General features: G+C 75.6%; 16 protein-coding genes. 9 read left to right on the forward strand and 7 right to left on the reverse strand.

Going from position 1 to position 19,334, the window contains the following annotated elements; translation table 11 throughout:
* The first annotated feature begins 4 nt into the window (after positions 1-4).
* Positions 5-2,401 carry an immune inhibitor A domain-containing protein gene (locus GA0070606_RS14075; RefSeq protein WP_091099231.1) on the forward strand — a complete coding sequence of 799 codons (2,397 nt, stop codon included), beginning with the start codon at positions 5-7 and terminating at the stop codon, positions 2,399-2,401.
* Between the two features lie 169 nt (positions 2,402-2,570).
* Entirely contained in the window at positions 2,571-3,503 is a 933-nt protein-coding gene (locus GA0070606_RS14080) for an alpha/beta fold hydrolase (RefSeq protein WP_091099234.1), read from the forward strand.
* Between the two features lies 1 nt (position 3,504).
* Here GA0070606_RS14080 and GA0070606_RS14085 read toward each other — a convergent pair whose 3' ends face one another.
* Positions 3,505-3,870, reverse strand: a complete 366-nt coding sequence (locus tag GA0070606_RS14085; RefSeq protein WP_091099239.1) for a hypothetical protein — start codon at positions 3,868-3,870, stop codon at positions 3,505-3,507.
* A complete protein-coding gene (locus GA0070606_RS14090; protein ID WP_091107716.1) occupies positions 3,867-6,818 on the reverse strand; it encodes an SseB family protein in 2,952 nt (983 codons plus the stop codon). Before GA0070606_RS14090 ends, GA0070606_RS14085 begins: the two co-directional genes overlap by 4 nt.
* 152 nt (positions 6,819-6,970) lie before the next feature.
* Between GA0070606_RS14090 and mycP the strand changes: the two genes are divergently transcribed.
* On the forward strand, positions 6,971-8,374 hold the full coding sequence (mycP, locus tag GA0070606_RS14095) for a type VII secretion-associated serine protease mycosin (RefSeq protein ID WP_245724688.1): 1,404 nt from the start codon (positions 6,971-6,973) through the stop codon (positions 8,372-8,374).
* Positions 8,375-8,498: 124 nt separating this feature from the next.
* On the opposite strand, the gene GA0070606_RS14100 is transcribed toward mycP, so the two are convergent.
* Both GA0070606_RS14100 and GA0070606_RS14105 read right to left on the reverse strand, forming a co-directional pair.
* Entirely contained in the window at positions 8,499-8,792 is a 294-nt protein-coding gene (locus tag GA0070606_RS14100) for a WXG100 family type VII secretion target (RefSeq protein ID WP_091099242.1), read from the reverse strand.
* Between the two features lie 27 nt (positions 8,793-8,819).
* Positions 8,820-9,140, reverse strand: a complete 321-nt coding sequence (locus tag GA0070606_RS14105) for a WXG100 family type VII secretion target (protein WP_091107719.1) — start codon at positions 9,138-9,140, stop codon at positions 8,820-8,822.
* Positions 9,141-9,364: 224 nt separating this feature from the next.
* On the opposite strand from GA0070606_RS14105, the gene eccE reads away from it, so the two are divergent.
* The 4 genes from eccE to rarD all read left to right on the forward strand — a co-directional run bounded on the left by eccE (position 9,365) and on the right by rarD (position 13,323).
* Positions 9,365-11,284: a type VII secretion protein EccE gene (eccE, locus tag GA0070606_RS14110; RefSeq protein WP_091099246.1), complete on the forward strand. Its 1,920-nt coding sequence runs from the start codon at positions 9,365-9,367 to the stop codon at positions 11,282-11,284.
* Positions 11,285-11,444: 160 nt separating this feature from the next.
* A complete protein-coding gene (locus tag GA0070606_RS14115; RefSeq protein WP_091099249.1) occupies positions 11,445-11,831 on the forward strand; it encodes a phage holin family protein in 387 nt (128 codons plus the stop codon).
* A 74-nt stretch (positions 11,832-11,905) separates the two neighbouring features.
* On the forward strand, positions 11,906-12,406 hold the full coding sequence (locus GA0070606_RS14120) for a GNAT family N-acetyltransferase (RefSeq protein ID WP_091099253.1): 501 nt from the start codon (positions 11,906-11,908) through the stop codon (positions 12,404-12,406).
* The gene (gene rarD, locus GA0070606_RS14125) at positions 12,403-13,323 is read left to right on the forward strand and encodes an EamA family transporter RarD (RefSeq protein WP_091099256.1); all 921 of its coding nucleotides are present in this window, start codon (positions 12,403-12,405) and stop codon (positions 13,321-13,323) included. Before GA0070606_RS14120 ends, rarD begins: the two co-directional genes overlap by 4 nt.
* A 21-nt stretch (positions 13,324-13,344) precedes the next feature.
* Here the strand turns inward: rarD and GA0070606_RS14130 are convergent, their stop codons facing one another.
* On the reverse strand, positions 13,345-14,034 hold the full coding sequence (locus GA0070606_RS14130; protein WP_091099259.1) for an anti-sigma factor family protein: 690 nt from the start codon (positions 14,032-14,034) through the stop codon (positions 13,345-13,347).
* Positions 14,031-14,525 carry a sigma-70 family RNA polymerase sigma factor gene (locus GA0070606_RS14135; RefSeq protein ID WP_245724946.1) on the reverse strand — a complete coding sequence of 165 codons (495 nt, stop codon included), beginning with the start codon at positions 14,523-14,525 and terminating at the stop codon, positions 14,031-14,033. The genes GA0070606_RS14130 and GA0070606_RS14135 overlap by 4 nt, the downstream gene beginning before the upstream one ends.
* Positions 14,526-14,774: 249 nt before the next feature.
* Between GA0070606_RS14135 and GA0070606_RS14140 the strand changes: the two genes are divergently transcribed.
* On the forward strand, positions 14,775-16,898 hold the full coding sequence (locus GA0070606_RS14140; protein ID WP_091099263.1) for a PhoX family protein: 2,124 nt from the start codon (positions 14,775-14,777) through the stop codon (positions 16,896-16,898).
* A gap of 315 nt (positions 16,899-17,213) precedes the next feature.
* On the opposite strand, the gene GA0070606_RS14145 is transcribed toward GA0070606_RS14140, so the two are convergent.
* The gene (locus GA0070606_RS14145) at positions 17,214-17,996 is read right to left on the reverse strand and encodes an IclR family transcriptional regulator (RefSeq protein WP_091099267.1); all 783 of its coding nucleotides are present in this window, start codon (positions 17,994-17,996) and stop codon (positions 17,214-17,216) included.
* Positions 17,997-18,149: 153 nt separating this feature from the next.
* Here GA0070606_RS14145 and GA0070606_RS14150 point away from each other — a divergent pair, with 153 nt between their 5' ends.
* The gene (locus GA0070606_RS14150; protein ID WP_091099271.1) at positions 18,150-19,331 is read left to right on the forward strand and encodes an MFS transporter; all 1,182 of its coding nucleotides are present in this window, start codon (positions 18,150-18,152) and stop codon (positions 19,329-19,331) included.
* Positions 19,332-19,334 lie beyond the last annotated feature (3 nt).

The raw sequence follows: 19,334 nt of genomic DNA on the forward strand, positions 1-19,334 counted from the left end.
CGCAGTGGGTCTGCTCGGGCTTTCGCTGACAGCGACGGGACTGGCGGTCGGCACGTCCGCCAGCGCCGCCCCGCAGCCGAAGTTGCCGACGGCCGCTCCGTCGGTCGCCGAGCCAGCCCATGTCGACCACGACTTGCCGAACCCGCTGGAGAACAAGCGTCGCGCCCTGCGTCAGGAGGGCCTGAGCGACGTCCTCTCCGGCCGGTCCAAGCCGCAGAAGGTCAACGGCAGCACGGTCGTCAAGGTCGGCAAGACCCAGGCCGAGGGGGCTGCCGCCCGCTCGACCCGGGCCAACGCCGCCACCCAGACGGAGGACCAGTACGTCGAGCTCTCCCGGGAGAAGACCGACCGGATCTTCGTCATCCTCGCGGAGTTCGGCAACGAGCGGCACCCGAGCTACCCGGACCAGGACACCGACCCGGACACCCCGGGCCCGACCCGGTTCGACGGGCCGCTGCACAACGAGATCCCGGAGCCCAACCGGGCGGTGGACAACTCGACCGTGTGGCAGGCGGACTACAACGCCGACCACTACCGCAAGCTCTACTTCGGCACCAACCCCGGTGACGAGTCGGTGAAGCAGTACTACGAGGCCCAGTCCTCGGGTCGCTACAGCGTCGACGGCAAGGTCACCGACTGGGTGAAGGTGAAGTACAACGAGGCCCGCTACGGCCGCTCCGGTGGCTACCCGTGCGCCTCCAACGTCTGCACCAACACCTGGGCGCTGGTCCGCGACGCCGCCAACCAGTGGGTCGCCGACCAGAAGGCCGCCGGCCGCACCGACGCCCAGATCGCCGCGGACCTCAAGGCGATGGACGAGTGGGACCGGTACGACCACGACTCGGACGGCAACTTCAACGAGCCGGACGGCTACATCGACCACTTCCAGATCGTCCACTCCGGTGGCGACGAGGCGGACGGTGACCCGTACCAGGGCGAGGACGCCATCTGGAGCCACCGCTGGTACGCCTTCGCGTCCGACCAGGGCTCGACCGGCCCGGCCGGCAACCCGGCCGGCGGCACCCAGATCGGCGACACCGGCATCTGGATCGGCGACTACACCATCCAGCCGGAGAACGGCGGCCGGAGCGTCTTCTACCACGAGTACGGCCACGACCTCGGTCTGCCGGACGACTACAACGTCACCAGTGGTGGGGACAACAACAACGAGCACTGGACCCTGATGGCCCAGAGCCGGCTCGGCGCCAAGAACGACGCCGGCATCGGCGACCGGGGTGGCGACCTCGGCGCGTGGAACAAGCTCCAGCTCGGCTGGCTCGACTACGAGGTGGTCGTCGCGGGGCAGAAGCGGACCATGACCCTCGGCCCGCAGGAGTACAACAGCGACGAGGCGCAGGCCGTCGTCGTGGTGCTCCCGAAGCGTGACTACACGTTCGAGCACGGCGCGCCGTTCGAGGGCAGCAAGCAGTTCTTCTCGGGCAACCGGGACGACCTCAACAGCACGATGACCCGGACCCTGGACTTCACCGGCAAGTCGTCGGCGTCGCTGTCGATGAAGGGCCGCTACAACATCGAGGCCGACTACGACTACCTGTTCTTCGAGGCGTCGCTGGACGGCGGCCAGACCTGGGTGACCCTGCCCGGCACGGCCAACGGCCAGCCGCTCAAGGAGATCTCGGCCGGCCGCTACGCCCTCGACGGCAGCAGCAACGGCCAGTGGGTCGACGTCATCATCCCCATGGACGCGGCGGCGGGCAAGGTCGCGCAGTTCCGGCTGCGCTACCAGACCGACGGCGGCGTCTCCGAGGGCGGCTTCTACGGTGACGCGATCACCGTGACGGCCGACGGGCAGACCGTCGTCTCCGACGGCGCCGAGACCGGCGCCGACGGCTGGACGCTCGCCGGCGGCTTCGAGGTCGCCGAGAAGAGCTACACCAAGGCGTACGACAACTACTACATCGCGGGCACCCGGCAGTACATCTCGTACGACAAGTACCTGAAGACCGGCCCGTACTTCTTCGGCTACTCCAACACCCGCCCGGACTACGTGGACCACTACGCGTACCAGGAGGGTCTGCTGATCTCCTACTGGAACACCCGTTGGGCGGACAACGACACGTTCGCGCACCCGGGTGAGGGTCGCAACCTGATCATCGACGCGCACCCCCGGCCGATCTACAACCTGACCGGTGAGCCCTGGCGGGCCCGCGTCCAGGTCTACGACGCGCCGTTCAGCCTGAAGAAGGCCGACTCGTTCACGCTGCACCTCAACAGCCAGCCGCAGTACATCCGTGGCCAGGCCGCGCAGCCGCTGTTCGACGACACCAAGCAGTACTGGTTCCCGGAGCTGCCGAACCACGGCGTCAAGCTCCCGGCCACCGGCACCAAGATCAAGGTCCTGGAGAAGGACGGCGTCTACACCAGGATCCGCATCTCCTGATCCACCGATCCCGCACCACCAGACGATGCCCGGGCAGGTCACCTGCCCGGGCATCGCCCGTTCCGGCCGGCCGTCGGACACGGGGTCCCCGTGTCCGACGGGCGGTCCCGGCCACGCGGCCGGGTCGGCGGCGGGAGCCGACAGGCGGCGGGGTCCTAGGCTGTCTGCCATGACCGAGCAGCGTGGCGGGCCCGTCGACGAGTCCTGCGTCCTCACCGAGGGGCCGTGGACGCACCGGTTCGTCGGCGCGAACGGCAGCCGGTTCCACGTCGTCGAGTCCGGCACCGGCCCGATGGTGCTCTTCCTGCACGGCTTCCCCGAGCACTGGTGGGCCTGGCACGAGATGCTGCCGGCGATCGCCGACGCCGGGTTCCGGGCCGTCGCCGTCGACCTGCGCGGCTACGGCGCCAGCGACAAGCCGCCCCGGGGATACGACGGCTACACGCTGGCCGCCGACATCGCCGGGCTGATCCGGGCCCTGGGCGAGCGCTCCGCGACCGTGGTGGGCACCGGCATCGGCGGCATGATCGGGTGGACCGTGGCGTCGTTCCACCCGTCGCTGGTCCGCCGGCTGGTGGTGCTCGGCGCACCCCACCCGCTCCGGCTCCGGGCCGCCATCTTCGCCGACCCGCGGGGGCAGTTCGCCGCCTCCACGCCCACCCTGAAGTTCCAGCTGCCCCGCTACGAGCACGTGCTCACCCGGGACGACGCGGCGGCGGTGGAGGACATGCTGCGCCGCTGGGGCGGGCCGCGCTGGGTGCACGGGCCGGACTTCGAGGCGTACGCCCGGCGGTGCCGGGAGGCGATGCGGATCCCGCAGGCGGCGTTCTGCGCGCTGGAGGGCTACCGCTGGGCCTTCCGGTCGGTGCTCCGCCTGCACGGCTACCGCTTCGTCCGGCTGATGCAGAAACCGCTGATCACACCGACCCTCCAACTGCACGGCGCGCTCGACCAGGCGTCCCTGCCGCGCACCGCCCAGGGCTCCGGCCGGTACGTGGTGGCGCCCTACGAGTGGCGGCTGCTCGACGGCGTGGGGCACTTCCCGCACGTGGAGGCCCGCGAGGTGGTGCTCGGCGAGGTCCTGCGCTGGGCCAAGTCCTGACTCAGACCCGCTGCTCGCGCAGGTCGGCGACCTCGGCGGCGGGCGCCCAGCCCTGGTAGACGCCGAAGTCGAAGACCTCCAGCCCCATCGCCCGCGCCACGGGCCAGCGCCCGCCCGTGTACTCGACCCGCAGCCAGCCGTCGTGCTCGCCCAGGACGATGAACGGCTGCCCCTGCCAGGTGCAGGTCGTCCGCACGTACGACAGGTCGTCGACCTCGCCGGCCGGCACCACCCGCACGTACCGGCCGGGGCGTACCTCCTCGAAGCCCTCGCCCGCCTCGGGCTGGTAGAGCCGGACGTCGTCGCCGTCCGGGCTCGCCTGGTATTCCCGACCCCGCCAGCGGGCCACGTAGCCGTCCCGGATCACTGCTCACCGACCTGTCGCCACAGCAGCGCGTCGGTGTCGAGGATGGCGACCACCCGCTCGCTGCCGTCCGCGCCGATCCGCCAGAGCTGCGCGCCGTGCGGCAGCCGGGCGCTGTCCACCTTGAACTCGGCCACCACGTCGCTGCTCTCCCCGGGAGCGAAGCCGTTGCCCCGGAACGGCGGGCGCTCGATGACCCAGCCCTCCATGGCTCGCATGGCGGCCTCGTTCTGCCCGCCGTACGGGATCCGGTAGAGGCTGGGGCGGTGCGCCGGCCAGCGCAGCACGTAGATCTCCTCGGCGTCCCGGGCGAACGGCGACTCCGGGTACCCGAGGCCGAGGGCGTCGTGGAGCTGGGCCGGGGTGTTCAGGTGGGCCAGCTCGTTGGCCCGGTGCACGAAGCCGGAGACCCGGTCGTAGCCCCGCTCCAGGTAGTACGCGAGCTGGCTGGGGGCGACCGCCTTCTGCATCACGATCGGCCGGGCCGGGTCGGGGGCGGCGTAGCGGGGACGACTCACCGGCTCCTCGGCGGGCGGCGACGGCTCGCTCTCGGCCCCGGTGTCGTCACCGAGCCCCACCTCCGCCGCCCAGTTGGCCAGCGCGACGATCTGCTCCCCGGGCAGCTTCGCCCCGACCGGGCTGCCCGGGTTGACCGCGAACGACCACGACTCGTCGGGCCAGCGCCGGATGAGCTGGACGAACCTGACCTCGACGGTCTCGACCGCCGCGTCGGTGTGCTCGGCGAGCCGCTCCGGCGAGGTGTGCACCACGACGAACGTCTCGCCGTCCAGCTCCTGCGTACGCCAGACGAAGCCCGGCTCGCCGGGCCGGCTGCCCGGCGTGGAGTCGGCCGCCACCGGCAGCAGCACGCGGGCCAGCAGCAGCGTGGACAGGAACGTGTCGGTGCTGCCGGCCCCGGCGGCGTCGAGGAGGTTCTCCTCGACCTCGTTGGCCGGCTGAAAGTCGGCCGGCACGGCCTCGGCCCGGGCCGTCGTCCCGCCGGCGCCGGCCGGCCCGTCGTCCGGGTCGCGAGATCCGTCGTCCGTCCCGGCGGGGGCCGGTTCGGCCGTCGGGGCGCCGGTCAGCCCGGACTCCGCGGGCGGGGTGCCCGCCCCGCCGGGCGTCGGCCCGGCCGTGGCCCCGACGTCGCCGGCCGGCCCCTGCGCGGGCCACGGTTCGCCTGCCGCCGGCGCGGGACCGACGTGGGCCGGACCGAGCGGTCCCGGATCGACCACCGCGGCGGATGCCGGGGCGACCGCACCGGCGAGGGCCGGGTCGACGGCGCCCAGGTCGGCGCGGGCCGGGCCGACGGCAGCCGGGTCGGCCGGGTCGGCGGGCCGGGGGACGACCGGATCGGGTGTGGGGCCGTCCGCCCCGGGCGTCGGGTGGGCGGGGCCGGTGGGCTGCGGATCGACAGGTCCGCCGGGCCCGGGCGGGAACGGAGCGTCCGATGCCGGGGCGACGGGCGTCGGACGTCCCGGACCGGACGTGGCGTCGGCCCGGCCGGGCGCCGGGCTCGCGGGGGCGGACGATGCCGACCGGTCGCCCCGGCGGACCGGCTCGAACAGCGACACGGGCTCGTCGGCTGCGCCCCCGGGCGGCCCGGTGATCTCCCTCGACTCGATGACCGTGCCCTCGATCACGATCGGCGTGAACCCGCGCCGGGGCGCGGGCGGCCCCGAGACCGGCTCCGCGGCCGACACCGGCTCCTCCGCCGGCTCGGGCGTGGGCCGGGGACGCGGCAGGGCCTGCGTGGCGTCCCCGTCCGGCTCCGGCCGGCGCGCGGCGTACGTCGGCGCGGGGTCGGGGGCGGGAACCCGTAGTTCCCGGGTGGCGTCCTCGGCGGGCCCGTCGGGTCGCCGCGACGGCAGCACCTGGGTGTTCTCCCCACCCGTCACCGCGAAGGCGCGGGTCGGTTCCCCGTCGGCCGGGGCGACCGGAAACGGTTGGGTCGGCCCCTCCGGCACCGGCTCCGCGAGCGGCCGACGCCGGGGGAACGGCTGGCCGCCGCGCGCGAGGCGGGACGGCGGGACGGCGCGTTCGCCGGAGCGCAGCGCCTCCTGCCGCTGGGCCGACGCGCGGCCGGACGCCGGCTCGAAGAAGGACCGGTGGTTGGGCCGTTCCGCGGGCTCTCCGGCGGGGCGGCCGTTCGGCGGCACGGGCTGCGCGGCCGGCGGGAGCGGCCGGCCCTCCGCGCGGTCGGCGAGCGGCGCGAACCGGGACGGCGCCGGCCGGTCGACGGCCGCGCCCCCGTCGCCCTGGGCGGGCTCGCCGGCCGTCGGGTCGCCGGGCCCCAGGGTCTGCGCGGGCGGGACGCCCGTGCGGAGCGGCTCCGGCGGCGGTCCGGGCCGGGCAGGCGCGGCCCGGCCGGTGCTCGACCCCGCCATCGGGTCGGGCCGGGGCGGGACGCCGAGGCCCGGCGCCGCGCCGGCCCGCCCCGCGCCGTCGAGGGTCGGCCGGATGCCGGGCCCGCCGGGCGTGTCGTGGCCGGTGGCCTGGGCCCGCGCCCGGGCGACCGTCTCGGCCCGTTCCAGCCGGGCCCGCGCGCCCAGGGTGCGGCCGGGCAGCCGGACGTCGCCACGGGAGAGCTGGGCGACGAACCAGGCCGGCAGGTAGCCCTCGATGGGCAGGCCCGGGTTCACCGCCAGCCACCACTCGTGGTTGGGCCAGCCGGCGGCCAGGTCGGCGTACGTGGTGCGGCGGCTGGTGCCCGCGTGCTCCCCGAGACAGGCCCGCATGGCCCCCGCGGAGGTGAACGCCAGCACGTGGGTGCGACCGCCGGTCGTCCAGGTGCCCCAGCCCATCGGCGCGCGCCCGGCGAGCGCCTCGGCGGAGACCGGCAGGAGCAGTTCCGTCCCGGCCAGGATGCGGAAGTAGAGCTGCTGGTCGCTGGCGCGCAGCGCGTCCCGCATCGCCGCCTCCGCGTCGGTGGCCGGCTCCCATTCGGTCACGGCCACCACTCCTCCCGCGAACAGGCCATAGGCATCGCGTACAACCTACAAGGTAGTAACAAGATCACAATGGCTGGCCGGCAGCGGTCCGCGCCGTCGCGCCGGAGGCGCTAACATCCCGTCCCGGAGTCGACACGATACGGAGGCGGTCGATGTCTCGGTCCCCCGCGCGTCCGCCCCTGGCTGCCCTGGCGGCGGCGCTGCTGACCGCAGTCGCCGCCGCCCCGACCACCGCCGCGCCGGCCGCTGTGAGCGCCGTCGCACCGGCCGCTGCGAGCGTCGCGCCGTCGACCCGTCCCGCCACGCCGCCCGCCGCCGCCCGGCCGGCTCCCGCCGGGTCACCCGCCCTCGTCGGCCGGCCGGCGCTCGCCGCGCGAACGCCGCCGGCCGCCCGCCCCGGACCGCTCCCCGCCGGGCGGTCCGCTCCCGCCGCGCGGGCGGCCCCCGGCTGCCCGGCGCCGCTGGCTCCGGTCCGGCCGGTGGCCGCGCCCCCGTGGCCCCAGCAGCGGTACGCCCCGGAGCGGCTGACGCCGCTGGCCACCGGGGCCGGGGTGACCGTGGCGGTGGTCGACTCCGGGGTGGATCGGCGGCACCCGCAGCTGGCCGGCCGGGTGCTCGACGGCACCGACCTGCTCGACGCGGGCGGCGACGGCGGCCGGGACTGCGCCGGCCACGGCACCGGCGTGGCGAGCATCATCGCCGCCCGCCCCCGCGACGGCGTGGCGTTCCAGGGCCTCGCCCCGGGCGCCCGGATCCTGCCCGTACGGGTCAGCGAGCAGCAGGTCGTCGACGGGCGTGGGTCGGGGCGGACGGTCAGCGCCGAGGAGTTCGCCCGGGCCGTCCGCTGGGCCGTCGACCACGACGCCGACGTGCTCAACCTCTCCGTCGTCCTGTACGCGGACGACCCGGCGGTGCGGGCCGCGATCCGCTACGCGGTCGAGCGGGACGTGGTCGTGGTGGCCGCCGCCGGCAACCTGCACGACAGCGGCGACCCCCGGCCGTACCCGGCCGCGTACGACGGGGTGCTCGGGGTGGGTGCGATCGGGGCGGACGGGGCCCGCGCCCCGTTCTCCCAGACCGGCTCGTACGTCGACCTGGTCGCCCCCGGCAGCGACGTGCTGATGGCCGCCCCCGGCCAGGGTCACCACCGGGCCGAGGGGACCAGCTACGCGGCGCCCTTCGTGTCGGCCACGGCCGCGCTGCTGCGGCAGTACCGCCCGGAGCTGACCGCGGCGGAGGTGGCGCGGCGGATCGTGGCCACGGCGGACCCGGCGCCGGGCCGGGGCGGCGGATACGGCGCGGGGGTGCTGAACCCGTACCGGGCGGTCACCGAGACCGGCGGCGGGGCGGCGGAGCGGCCTCGCCCGGCCACCGCCCTCGCCGACGACCCGGCCGATCCGGCGCTGGTGGCGCAGCGGGCCCGCCGGGCGACGGCCCGGGACCGGGCGCTGCTGGTGGCGGGGGTCAGCGGGGCGGTCGTGGCGGCGGCGGCGCTGCTGGCGCTGGTCGTGCCGCGCGGCGCCCGCCGCCGCTGGCAGCCGGCCGGCCCGGCCTGACGCACGGGACGCCGGTCAGCCCGGGCGGGTGCGGCACGCGGGCGGGAAGCCGAGCCCACCGGAGGAGCCGCTACGACGATGGTGGCGTCGACCGGTCAGGGTCGGCGCCACCATCGGGCGGGGCTCACTGGAACAGGTTGACGTTCTTCTTCTCCGTGTCGAGGTAGTCGGCCGCGGAGTCGTCGACCGCGAGCTTGATGTCGCGCAGCATGGCCTGCAGGTCCTGGGAGGCGGAGCGCCAGCGGGTCTGCCGCTGCTCGTACGCCTGCCGGGCCTCGCCGGACCAGCTCGCCACGAGCGGGGCGGCGTCGCGTTCGAGCTGCCCGAGCTGCGAGTCGAGCGTGTTGAGCGCCCGCTGGATGTCCGCGCTGGCCTGCTGCAACGCGGCGAAGTTGACGACCAGCACACCGTGGTCCATCAGATGTCTCCTCCCCCGGTGACCGGGTCAGAGCGGCAGCTGGATGCCGCCGCGGTTGGTGGTGGACACGCGGCTGGCCGCCTCGGCGTCCGAGACGTCGTAATGCTGGCCCGCCGTGCGGATGGCGCCGGCGGTCTCCCGCAGCGCCCGCTGCAACGCCGCCTGATCCTGCGCCCACTGCTGCTTGACCTGCTCGAACGAGCGGCCGCCGGCGCCGCGCCAGGCCTGCTGCAACACCTCGAGCTGGGCCATCAGGCCGCTGAGCATGGACTGCAGGGACTGGTCGACCTGCTCGAACTTCGCAGCGGTCTGCTGCATCACCGGTGCTTCTGCCTGGGTCTGGGACACCCCGGACGTCACCTCGTCTCCTCGGTCGTGGCTGGCCGCCGGCGCGCCCGCTCACCGGGCGCGTCCGCTCGCGCCGCCCGGACGACGAGCACGGCGGGCGCGGGGTCAGCAAAACTCGTCGCTGACGGTAGCCGCCACGTCGCGGTTCTGCTACCCCGTCGCCAACCCCTGTGGACAACCGCTCCCCCGCCCCTGCGGCCCCGCCCTTACGATGGGCGGCGTCGATGTCGCGGCGAGTGACCGGTCGGGGAGGCACGGTGACGGTGACCAGCAGGACGGGCCCGGCCCCGTCGGCCGCGCACCCGGCCCTCGTCGCCACGGGGCCGGTCGCGTCCGCCCCGACCGGCCTCGGCCTCGCGGGGCCGCGCGCCGCCCCGCCGCCACAGTGGATCCCGGCCGCCCGGCGGCGGAAGGTCGGCGTCGGGGCCGGTCAGGTCGTGGCCGCGCAGGTCGCGGTTGCCGCCGTGGTCGCGTCCGCCGGCCGGGGCGTGCTCGCCACGCTGGCCGCCGTGGCGGTGGCCGCGCTGCTGCTGCCGGTGGCGTGGGTGCGGCTGCGGGGGCGCTGGCTCTTCGAGTGGCTGGCCACCGGCCTGGGCTACGCGACCCGCCGCCGCGCGCTGCCGCCGGCCGCCGACCCGGCGGCCCTGCTGGGCCTGGTCGACCCGGGCGCGGTGGTCCGCCCCGCCGAGCTGGCCGGCACGCCGGCCGCCGTGCTCGACGACGCGGCCGGCGTGGTGGCACTGCTGGAGGTCGGCGACCCGACCGACCTGCTCGGCGACGGCCCCCGCGCGCTGCCGGTCCCGGCGTCGCTGCTGTCGGCGGCCGCGCCGGACGGGCCGCCGGTCCGGCTCCAGCTCCTGCTGGCCGGCGCGCCCGCGCCGACCGTCGGCGCGGGCGGGGGCACGGTCGCCACGTCCTACCGGCAGCTCACCGACGGGCGGCTCGCCGGCCTGGAACGGGGCGTCCTCGCGGTGCGGGTGCTGCGCGCCGATGGCTGGACCGGCGAGGAGCTGCGGCGGGCGCTCTCCGGCACGGTACGCCGGATCGTGCGCCGCCTCGGCGCGGTGACCGCCCGCCCGCTGGGCGAGCAGGCCACGCTGCGCGTGCTGGCCGAGCTGGCCCACCACGACGACCACCCGGTGCGGGAGTCCTGGCAGGCGATGCGGGCCGGCGACCTGCTCCAGACCACGTTCCGGCTGCTCCGCTGGCCGGACACCCGCGCCGACGCCGGTCGGCGGCTGGTGTCCCGACTGCTCGCGCTGCCCGCGACGGCGACCACGGTGTCGCTCTGCGCGGGGCCGTGGGCCGGTGCCGACCCCGCGTCGGCGCCGACCGAGCTGGCCGTACGGCTGGCCGCCGCCACCCCGGCGGAGCTCTCGCTCGCGGTCCAGGCCCTGCGCCGCGCGGTGGCCGAGGCGGGCGGGGACGTGCACCGGCTCGACGGCGCGCAGCTCGACGGCCTGGCCGCCACGCTGCCGCTCGCGGCGGCGGGCGCGCCGGGGCCGGGTCCCGCCCCCGACGGGCTGGAACTCACCCTCGGCGAGGCGGGGCTGATGGTCGGCACGAACCGGCACGGCGGCGCGGTGACCGTCCGGCTGTTCCGGCCGGAGGGCACCCGGGTGATGCTCGTCGGCGGGGTACGCGCGGCGCAGCTCGTGGCGCTGCGGGCCATGGCGCTCGGCGCCCGGGTGGTGGTGCAGACGGCCCGCCCCCGCAGTTGGGAGCCCTTCGTGCGGGGTGTCGGCACCCCCGGCGCGATGATCCCGCTGGTGCCGCCCGGCCGGCCGGTGGGCGGCGGACCGGGCTCGGCGCTGTGCCCGCTGCTGGTGGTCGTCGACGCCGGCCCGCCGCCGGCCGACCCGGCGCCGGGCGCCGGGTGGCGGGCCACGCTGCTGGTACGCGACGAGCTGACCCCGGCGGACGCCGACGCGCTGGGCCGCGCGGACCTGGCCGTGCTGCAACCGCTCGACCCGGCCGAGGCCGCCCTGGCCGGCGCCGCGCTGGGCCTCGGCGGTTCGGCGGAGTGGCTGACCCGGATCCGGGACGACATGGTCGCGGTGGTCAACCGGCGGGCGCTGCGCTGGGCGTTGCTCTCGCCCACCCCGATCGAGTCGCAACTGATCGGCCGTCCCTCCCGCCGCTGACCCGCCCTCCTCGCGCCCCGGGGCCGGTCGCAGCGCCCGTCAGCCCGCCGGCGCACCGGGCTCGCCTGCGGCGGGCCGCCGGCGCCCTGGTCGATGCCGTCGCGGCCGGCGGCGCTCTCGCGGCTTCCGCGGGTGGCGGGTCCGTGGCACGATCCCCGCCATGGGTTTCCTCAAAGGGCTGCTGATCCGGCTGGGCAGCACGGCGCTGGCCTTCTGGCTGGCCACGCTGCTCATCCCGGGCATCACGCTGGATTCCGGGTCCGCCGTCGAGGCGGTGACCACGCTGCTGCTCGTCGCGGTGATCTTCGGCGTGGTCAACGCGGTGCTCCAGCCGATCATCAAGACCGTCGGCTGTGGCTTCTACCTGCTGACCCTCGGGCTGATCGCGCTGGTGGTCAACGGGCTGCTGTTCCTGCTCACCAGCTGGATCGCCGACCAGGCGGGGCTGCCCTTCCACGTCGAGGGCTTCTGGCCGGAGGCGGTGCTCGGCGCGCTCCTCGTCGGCATCGTCACCTGGATCCTCGGCGCCGTCCTCGACCGCGACTGACCGCCGCCGGGGCACCGACCAGATCCCGGGAATTGGCTGCTGAGCGGCGCGGGTCGGCGGGCTAGCGTCACCTGGTGACCACCCTGACCCGCGACGACGGCTACCTGCTCAGCACCGACCCGGGCCGGATCGACCTGGACCGGGTGCACCACTGGCTCTCGACGGACGCGTACTGGGCGATCGGGCGCGACCGGGAGACGGTGGCGCGCGCGTTCGCCGCGTCGGTGCCGTTCGGCGTCTACCGCCCCGGCGACGGGCGGCAGGTCGCGGTCGCCCGGGTGGTCACCGACCGGGCCACCTTCGCCTGGCTCTGCGACGTCTACGTCGACCCGGGCGAGCGGGGCCGGGGGCTGGGCACCTGGCTGGCCGGCGCCGTCCGCGACCACCTCGCCGGGCTGGGCGTACGCCGGATCCTGCTGGCCACCCACGACGCCCACGAGGTGTACGCGAAGGTCGGCTTCGCCCCGATGACCGATCCGCACCGCTGGATGCAGCTCGACCAGCGGGACCAGCCGGTGAGCCCGGTCACCAGCAAGGATCAGGACGGCCAGTCGGCCCTTACGGTGGAAGCGTGACGCCACTCCGCCTCGGCTACCTCTACGGGTTCGGCGCGTACCTGCTCTGGGGTTTCTTCCCGCTCTACCTGAAGCTGCTGCGCCCGGCCGGGCCGATGGAGATCCTGGCCCACCGGATCGTCTGGTCGGTGGTGTTCGTCGCCCTGCTGCTGGCCGCGGCGCGCAACGTCGGCTTCCTGCGTGCGTTGCTGCGCCGGCCCCGCGCGCTGGCCGGCATCGGCGCGGCCGCCGCGCTCATCGCGGTCAACTGGGGCACCTACATCTACGGCGTCAACTCCGACCGGGTGGTGGAGACCGCCCTCGGCTACTTCATCAACCCGCTGGTGGTGGTGCTGCTGGGCGTCACGGTGCTGCGCGAGCGGCTGCGCCCCGCGCAGTGGGCGGCACTGGGCGTCGGCGGGCTCGCGGTGGCCGTACTGACCGTCGACTACGGCCGGTTGCCCTATCTGGCGCTGGTGCTGGCGCTCAGCTTCGCCGGGTACGGCCTGGTCAAGAAGCGGCTCGGGCTGCCCGCCGCGGAGGGGCTCTTCGTCGAGTCGGCGGTGCTGGCGCTGCCCGCGCTGGCCTACCTGGGCTGGCTCACCGCCGGCAGCGACGCCACCTTCGGGCACGTCTCGGTCGGGCACACCGCGCTGCTGGTGGCGGCCGGGGCGGCCACCGCGATCCCGCTGCTGCTCTTCGCCGGGGCGGCGAACCGGCTCCCGCTCAGCGGTCTCGGCATGCTCCAGTACCTCGCCCCGATCCTCCAGCTCGGCTGCGGCGTACTGATCTTCCACGAGCCGATGCCGCCGGCCCGGCTGGCCGGGTTCGCCCTGGTCTGGGTCGCGCTGATCGTCTTCACCGTCGACGCGCTCCGCAACTCCCGCCGCGCCCGGGCCCGCGCGGCGGCCGTGGCCACGGAGCCCGCCCCGGCGTAGGGGCTGGCCGACGCGAGGGCGTCAGGGGATCGGATAGGTGAGCAGCGGGGGGCCGTCGGCGCGGTGCAGGGTGAGGCGCACCAGCTCGGCGTCGGTGAACCGGGTCGCGCCGGTGATCCGCAGGTCGTCGCCGGGAGCGGCGAGCCAGGAGGCGACCTGCTCCGTCGCGCCGCCCGGGCCGTGGGCCACCAGCCGGAAGGCGTACGCCTTGGCGTAGCCCGCCCTGGCGTCGTACCCGCAGCGCATGGTCACCTCGGTGCCCCAGTCGGTGCCGGTCAGGGCGATCTCGGCGTGCACCGGCACGGCGCCGGCCACCGGCTCCATGGCGACCATCCGCACGTCGCCGCCGCCCGGGGCCGGCTCGCGGGGCAGCAGCGCGGCGGCGCCGACGCCGACGACCAGGGCCAGCGCGGCGGCGGCGAGGGCGGTGAGGGCGTACCGGCGGCGGTCGACCGACCGCTCGCGGCGCCGGCGCTCGCGGGCGGCGCCGAGCAGCTCGGGCACCCTCGGGTTCTCCGGCGGCGGCAGAAGCTGCTCCAGCCCGGCCGGGTCGAGCCGGCCGAGGAGTCCGGGCAGGACGGCGATCTCGGCGACCGCCTGCCGGCAGGGGGCGCAGCCGGCGAGGTGCCGCTCGTAGGCCGCCCGTTCGGCGGGAGCCAGCGCACCCAGCACGTACGCGCCGTCGTCGTGCGCGAACTCGCACCGGGTCATCCGGTCACCCCCATCTCGGCCAGGACCAACCGTAGTGAGCGCAGGGCGTAGTGCGTCCGGGACTTCACCGTGCCCGGCGGCACGCCCAGCCGGGAGGCCGCCTCCGCAACCGAACGCCCCTGGTAGAAGCACTCCACCAGCACCTCCCGGTGGGTGGGGCTGAGCCGGTTCAGCGCCTCGGCGACGGTCCACGCCTCCACCGCGCGCTCCGCCTCGTCCACGGTCTCCGCGGGCTCGGGCAGCTCGTCGGTGAAGACCTCGCCGACCCGGGCGGAGCGGCGCCGCCAGGCGTCGATGGCCAGGTTGCGGGCGGTGGTGAAGAGCCAGGCCCGGACCGAGCCGCGCGTCGGGTCGAGCGACTCGGGGTGCCGCCAGGCCCGCAGCAGCGTCTCCTGCACCAGGTCCTCGGCCCGCTGCCGGTCGCCGTTGACCAGCCGCAGGGCGTGCGCGTACAGCGCCTCCGCGTGCTCGTCGTGCAGCGCGCGGAGCAGTTGGGCGTCGTGGTCGCTGATGGCGGTGTCCTCGCTCTCGGGCGCGAGTCCGACGGTGCGTTCCCCCGGAGATACGTGCCGCCGCAACGATCGGTTCAGCCGCAGGTCGTCGCGGGATGCGCCGCGGAGGTGTTCACGCCCGGTTCACACCGTCGCCGACGACCGCTCACCGCGTCCTCCTAGCGTCCGGCGGGTACGCACGCCAGCGGCTGTCCGGCGTGCACCGACCCCCTCCAGGAGGCTCCTTCCATGAGCGACCGTCCCCGGCTGCTCCCGTTGCTGGGCGCCACCCGCCACGGCAGCCGCGACGCCATGACCTGTCTCTACCGGTGCGGCAACGCCTGCGACCACCCGGTGCCGAACACCTCCGACAACGCGTACTTCGGCGACGTGGTGGACGCCGAGGTCTCCCGGCGCGGCGTGGTCCGGGCCGGCGCGGTCGGCGCGCTGGTCCTCGGCTTCGGCGGCGCGGTGGCCGGCGCGCTGGCCGCCGCCCCCGCCGCGGCCGCCCCCGCCACCCCCGCCGTCCCCGAGGCCGCCGGCTTCGGCCGCCCGGCCGGCGGCGTCGGCAGCGGCGCCCTGACCTTCAAGGCGGTGCCGCCCAACACCCTGGACAGCCTCGTCGTGCCCAACGGGTACGACCACGCGGTCGTCATCCGCTGGGGCGACCCGGTCGTCCCGGGCGCGCCCGAGTTCGACCTGCACGGCCAGACCGCCGCGGCGCAGGCCAGGCAGTTCGGCTACAACAACGACTTCGTCGGGGTGCTGCCGCTGGACGGGCGCGGCCGGCGGGCGCTGCTCGTGGTGAACCACGAGTACACCAACGAGGACCTGATGTTCCCCGGCTTCACCAGCCAGGACGCGCTGACCGTGGAGCAGCTCCGGGTCGCCATGGCGGCGCACGGCATGTCGGTGGTGGAGCTGGAGCGGGTGGACGGCACCGGGCAGTGGCGGCCGGTCGACAACGGCCGGCGGCCGTACAACCGGCGGGTCACCGCGCTGGCCACCAGGTTCGAGCTGACCGGGCCGGCCGCCGGCTCGGACCACCTGAAGACCGCCGCCGACCCGAAGGGTCGTACGGTCGTCGGCACCCTGAACAACTGCGCCGGCGGCGTGACCCCCTGGGGCACGGTGCTCTCCGGCGAGGAGAACTTCAACCAGTACTTCGTCGGCGGCGACGCGGTGGCCGAGGACGTCAAGCCGAAGCTGGCCCGGTACGGCATCACCACCACCGCCCGCTACCCGAGCGGCAGCCGCAAGTGGGAGCGCGCCGACGAGCGGTTCGACCTGGCGAAGCACCCGAACGAGGCCAACCGGTTCGGCTGGATCGTGGAGATCGACCCGTTCGACCCGGAGAGCCGCCCGCGCAAGCACACCGCCCTGGGCCGGTTCAAGCACGAGGGCGCGAACGTCATCGTCGCGAAGAGCGGGCACGTGGTCGCGTACATGGGTGACGACGAGCGCTTCGACTACCTCTACAAGTTCGTCTCCGACAAGAAGTTCATGAAGGGCAACTCCTGGGTCGCCCGTCGGCACAACCTGACCCTGCTGGAGTCGGGCACCCTCTACGTCGCCGAGCTGAAGCAGAGCAGCGCCGGCGAGATCGACGGCTCCGGCCGGCTCCCCTCCGACGGCGCGTTCGACGGCCGGGGGCGCTGGATCAAGCTGGTCAGCGGCAACCGCTCGTACGTCGACGGGATGACCGCCGCCGACGTGCTCACCTTCACCCGGCTGGCCGGCGACAAGGTCGGGGCGACCAAGATGGACCGCCCCGAGGACGTCGAGCCGAGCCTGCTCACCGGCAAGGTGTACGTGGCACTGACCAACAACACCGACCGGGGCAGGGCCAACAAGCCGGCCGCCGACGAGGCGAACCCGCGCAACACCAACAAGCACGGCCAGGTGCTGGAGCTGGTCGAGGACGGTGGCGACAACTCCGCCGAGACGTTCACCTGGTCGCTGCCGATCGTCTGCGGCGACCCGACCGACCCGTCGACCTACTTCTCCGGGTACGACAAGACGAAGGTCTCCCCGATCTCCTGCCCGGACAACGTCGCGTTCGACGCCACCGGCAACCTCTGGATCTCCACCGACGGCAACGCGCTGGGCAGCAACGACGGCCTCTTCGCGACCGCCGTCGAGGGGCCGGAGCGGGGCCACCTGAAGCAGTTCCTCACCGTCCCGGTGGGCGCGGAGGCCTGCGGGCCGTTCATCACCGGCGACAACCGCTCGGTCTTCGTGGCCGTGCAGCACCCGGGCGAGCTCAACGGGGCGTCGGTGGAGAAGCCGGCCTCCAACTGGCCGGACGGCGACTACGCCAAGCCCGGCGTGGTGGTGACCTGGCGCCTGGACGGCGGGCCGATCGGCAGCTGACCCTCCTCGGGCGGTCCGGCGCTGGACCGCCACCGGGGCCCTCACCCGCCCGGGTGGGGGCCCGGCCGTTCCCGGCGCAGCCCGAGCCGGGTCGTCGTGAGCCCGGCCGGGCCGAGGCTGGGCTGGCCGTGAGCCCGGCCCGGCCAGGGCTGGGCTGGCCGTGAGCCCGGCCCGGCCAAGGCTGGGCTGGCCGTGAGCCCGGCCCGGCCGGGGCTGGGCCCGGGCTGGCCGGGAGGTCCGGCCGGCGCGGGCACGGACGGGTCGAGCCCGGCTGGGCCGGAGCCCGGCCCGGTCAGGGGAGCGGTCCGGCCGGGGTCAGCTCTCGGCGGCCAGGGCGTCGGCGATCGTCCGGGCGGCGGTGAGCAGCTTCGCCCGGACCACCCGGGCGGAGGTCATCATCTCGCTGGCCGGCAGGGCGCAAGCCAGCACGACCCGCCGCTCCATGTCCTTGTCGGGGCTGACCAGCACGGCGGCGCAGGCCACGCCCTGCCGGAACTGGCCCAGCTCCAGCTGCATGCCCCGCCGGTCCCCGGCGGCCATGTCGGACTCGAACGCCTCCGGGCTGGTCAGGGTGGCCGAGGTGAACGGGCGCATGCCGTATTCCCGTAGGTAGCGGAAGCGCTGCTCGGCGGTCAGCGTGGCGAGCAGGGCCTTGCCCAGCGCGGTCGCGTGCGCCCCCTCGTCGAACCCGGGCACCATGTCCTCCAGGTACGGGGAGCGGGGGCCCTCGGCGACGGCCGTGACCGCCACCTGGCCGCCCACGAAGCGGCCCAGGTAGTGGCTGTAGCCCGTGTCCAGGGCGGCCCTGCGCAGGCTCTCGCCGACCGCCGGCGGCCCCCGGAACGCCGTCACCAGCTCGCGGTAGCGGTCGGCCACCTCCAGGCCCACGATGTACGTGCCGTCCTCGCGCCGGATCACGTAGCCCTCGTAGGCCAGGGTGCGGACCAGGTGGTAGGTCGTCGCCACGGTCAGCTCGCACCGACGGGCGATCTGCTTCACGGTCAGCCCCTTGGGGGCACGGCCGACCGACTCGAGCACTCGTAGCGCGCGAGACACGCTCCGGATGAGATCCGAAGGTTCCGCCAAGGGGTCGCGCACAACCACCTCCGCCGCCGGGGACTTACACCATATGAAAAACAGGCCCGGTGTGAAATGCCCGTTCGGATGGAGGATGCCAGATCGGCACGAACAGCGCGTACCCCCGCCGCCACGATACGTGGCCGGAGACGGCTCGCGTAGGTTTGCCGGACCATGACCCACACCGCCCTCCACCCTGCCCCGGACGTCACACCGCCCCGACCCGTACGGGCCGCCTCCGGCGCCGTCGCGGTCACCATCGCGTCCGTCCTGCCGGTCTTCCTGGTCGGCGGGCTCGCCGTGCAGCTGGGCGACGACCTCGGTTTCTCCCCCGCCGGGCTGGGCCTGGCCGTCTCCGTCTACTTCGGGGCCAGCGCGCTGGCCTCGGTGCCCTCGGGGCGGCTCGTGGAGCGGTACGGGCCGGCCGTGGTGGCCCGCTGCGCCGTCCTGCTCTCCGCCGGGGCGATGCTCGCCGTCGCCGCCCTCGCCCGGTCGTACGCCGTGCTGGTCGGGCTGCTGGCGATCGGCGCCGCCGCCAACGCCCTCGGCCAGCTCGCCAGCAACGCCGCGCTGGCCCGGCACGTGCCGGCGCGGCGGCAGGGGCTGTCGTTCGGGGTGAAGCAGGCCGCCATCCCCGTCTCCACCCTGCTGGCCGGCGCGGCGGTGCCGACGGTCGCGCTGACCGCCGGCTGGCGCTGGGCGTTCGTGGCGGCCGCCGCCGTGGCCCTGGCGGCGCTGCCGGCCGTACCCGCGCGGGAGCCCCGCCCGGACCGGACGGCCGCGCCCGCCCGCGCCGACCGCGCCGGCGCGGCGCTACTGGTGGTCGGGGCCGCCGCGATGCTCGCCGCCGCCGCCGCGAACGCCCTGGGCACCTTCGTGGTGGACTCCTCCGTCGGCCGGGGACTGACGCCCGGGCTCGCCGGGCTGATCCTGACCCTCGGCAGCGCGGTCTGCGTCGGCGCGCGCGTCGGCGCGGGCTGGCTGGCGGACCGGCGCCCCACGGGGCACGTGGCCGTCATCGCCGGCATGCTCGTGGTCGGGGCGGCCGGCCTGGGCCTGCTCGCGGCGGCCGGCCCGGCGCCGCTGGTCCTCGGCGTGGTGCTCGGCTTCGGCCTGGGCTGGGCATGGCCGGGGCTGATGACCTTCGCCGTGGTCCGGCTGCACCCGCGGGCCCCGGCCGCCGCCACGTCGATCACCCAGACCGGGGTGTACGCGGGCGGCTGCCTCGGCCCGCTGGGCCTCGGCACGGTGGCCGCCCACGTCGGCTACCCGACGATGTGGCTGACCGCCGCGGCGGCCATGCTGGCGGCCGCCGCCCTCATGCTCATCGGCAGCCGGATGCTCGCCCGCCGCTGACCC

Source organism: Micromonospora citrea (genome assembly GCF_900090315.1).
Taxonomy (GTDB): Bacteria; Actinomycetota; Actinomycetes; order Mycobacteriales; family Micromonosporaceae; genus Micromonospora; species Micromonospora citrea.

Excerpts from the sequence above, each read along its gene's own strand:
- GA0070606_RS14100 (WP_091099242.1), bottom strand. The coding sequence starts at position 8,792 with ATGGACCACGGTGTGCTGGTCGTCAACTTCGCCGCGTTGCAGCAGGCC.
- eccE (WP_091099246.1), top strand. The coding sequence starts at position 9,365 with ATGTCGCGGCGAGTGACCGGTCGGGGAGGCACGGTGACGGTGACCAGC.
- GA0070606_RS14115 (WP_091099249.1), top strand. The coding sequence starts at position 11,445 with ATGGGTTTCCTCAAAGGGCTGCTGATCCGGCTGGGCAGCACGGCGCTG.
- GA0070606_RS14080 (WP_091099234.1), top strand. The coding sequence starts at position 2,571 with ATGACCGAGCAGCGTGGCGGGCCCGTCGACGAGTCCTGCGTCCTCACC.
- GA0070606_RS14130 (WP_091099259.1), bottom strand. The coding sequence starts at position 14,034 with ATGACCCGGTGCGAGTTCGCGCACGACGACGGCGCGTACGTGCTGGGT.
- GA0070606_RS14140 (WP_091099263.1), top strand. The coding sequence starts at position 14,775 with ATGAGCGACCGTCCCCGGCTGCTCCCGTTGCTGGGCGCCACCCGCCAC.
- GA0070606_RS14150 (WP_091099271.1), top strand. The coding sequence starts at position 18,150 with ATGACCCACACCGCCCTCCACCCTGCCCCGGACGTCACACCGCCCCGA.
- mycP (WP_245724688.1), top strand. The coding sequence starts at position 6,971 with ATGTCTCGGTCCCCCGCGCGTCCGCCCCTGGCTGCCCTGGCGGCGGCG.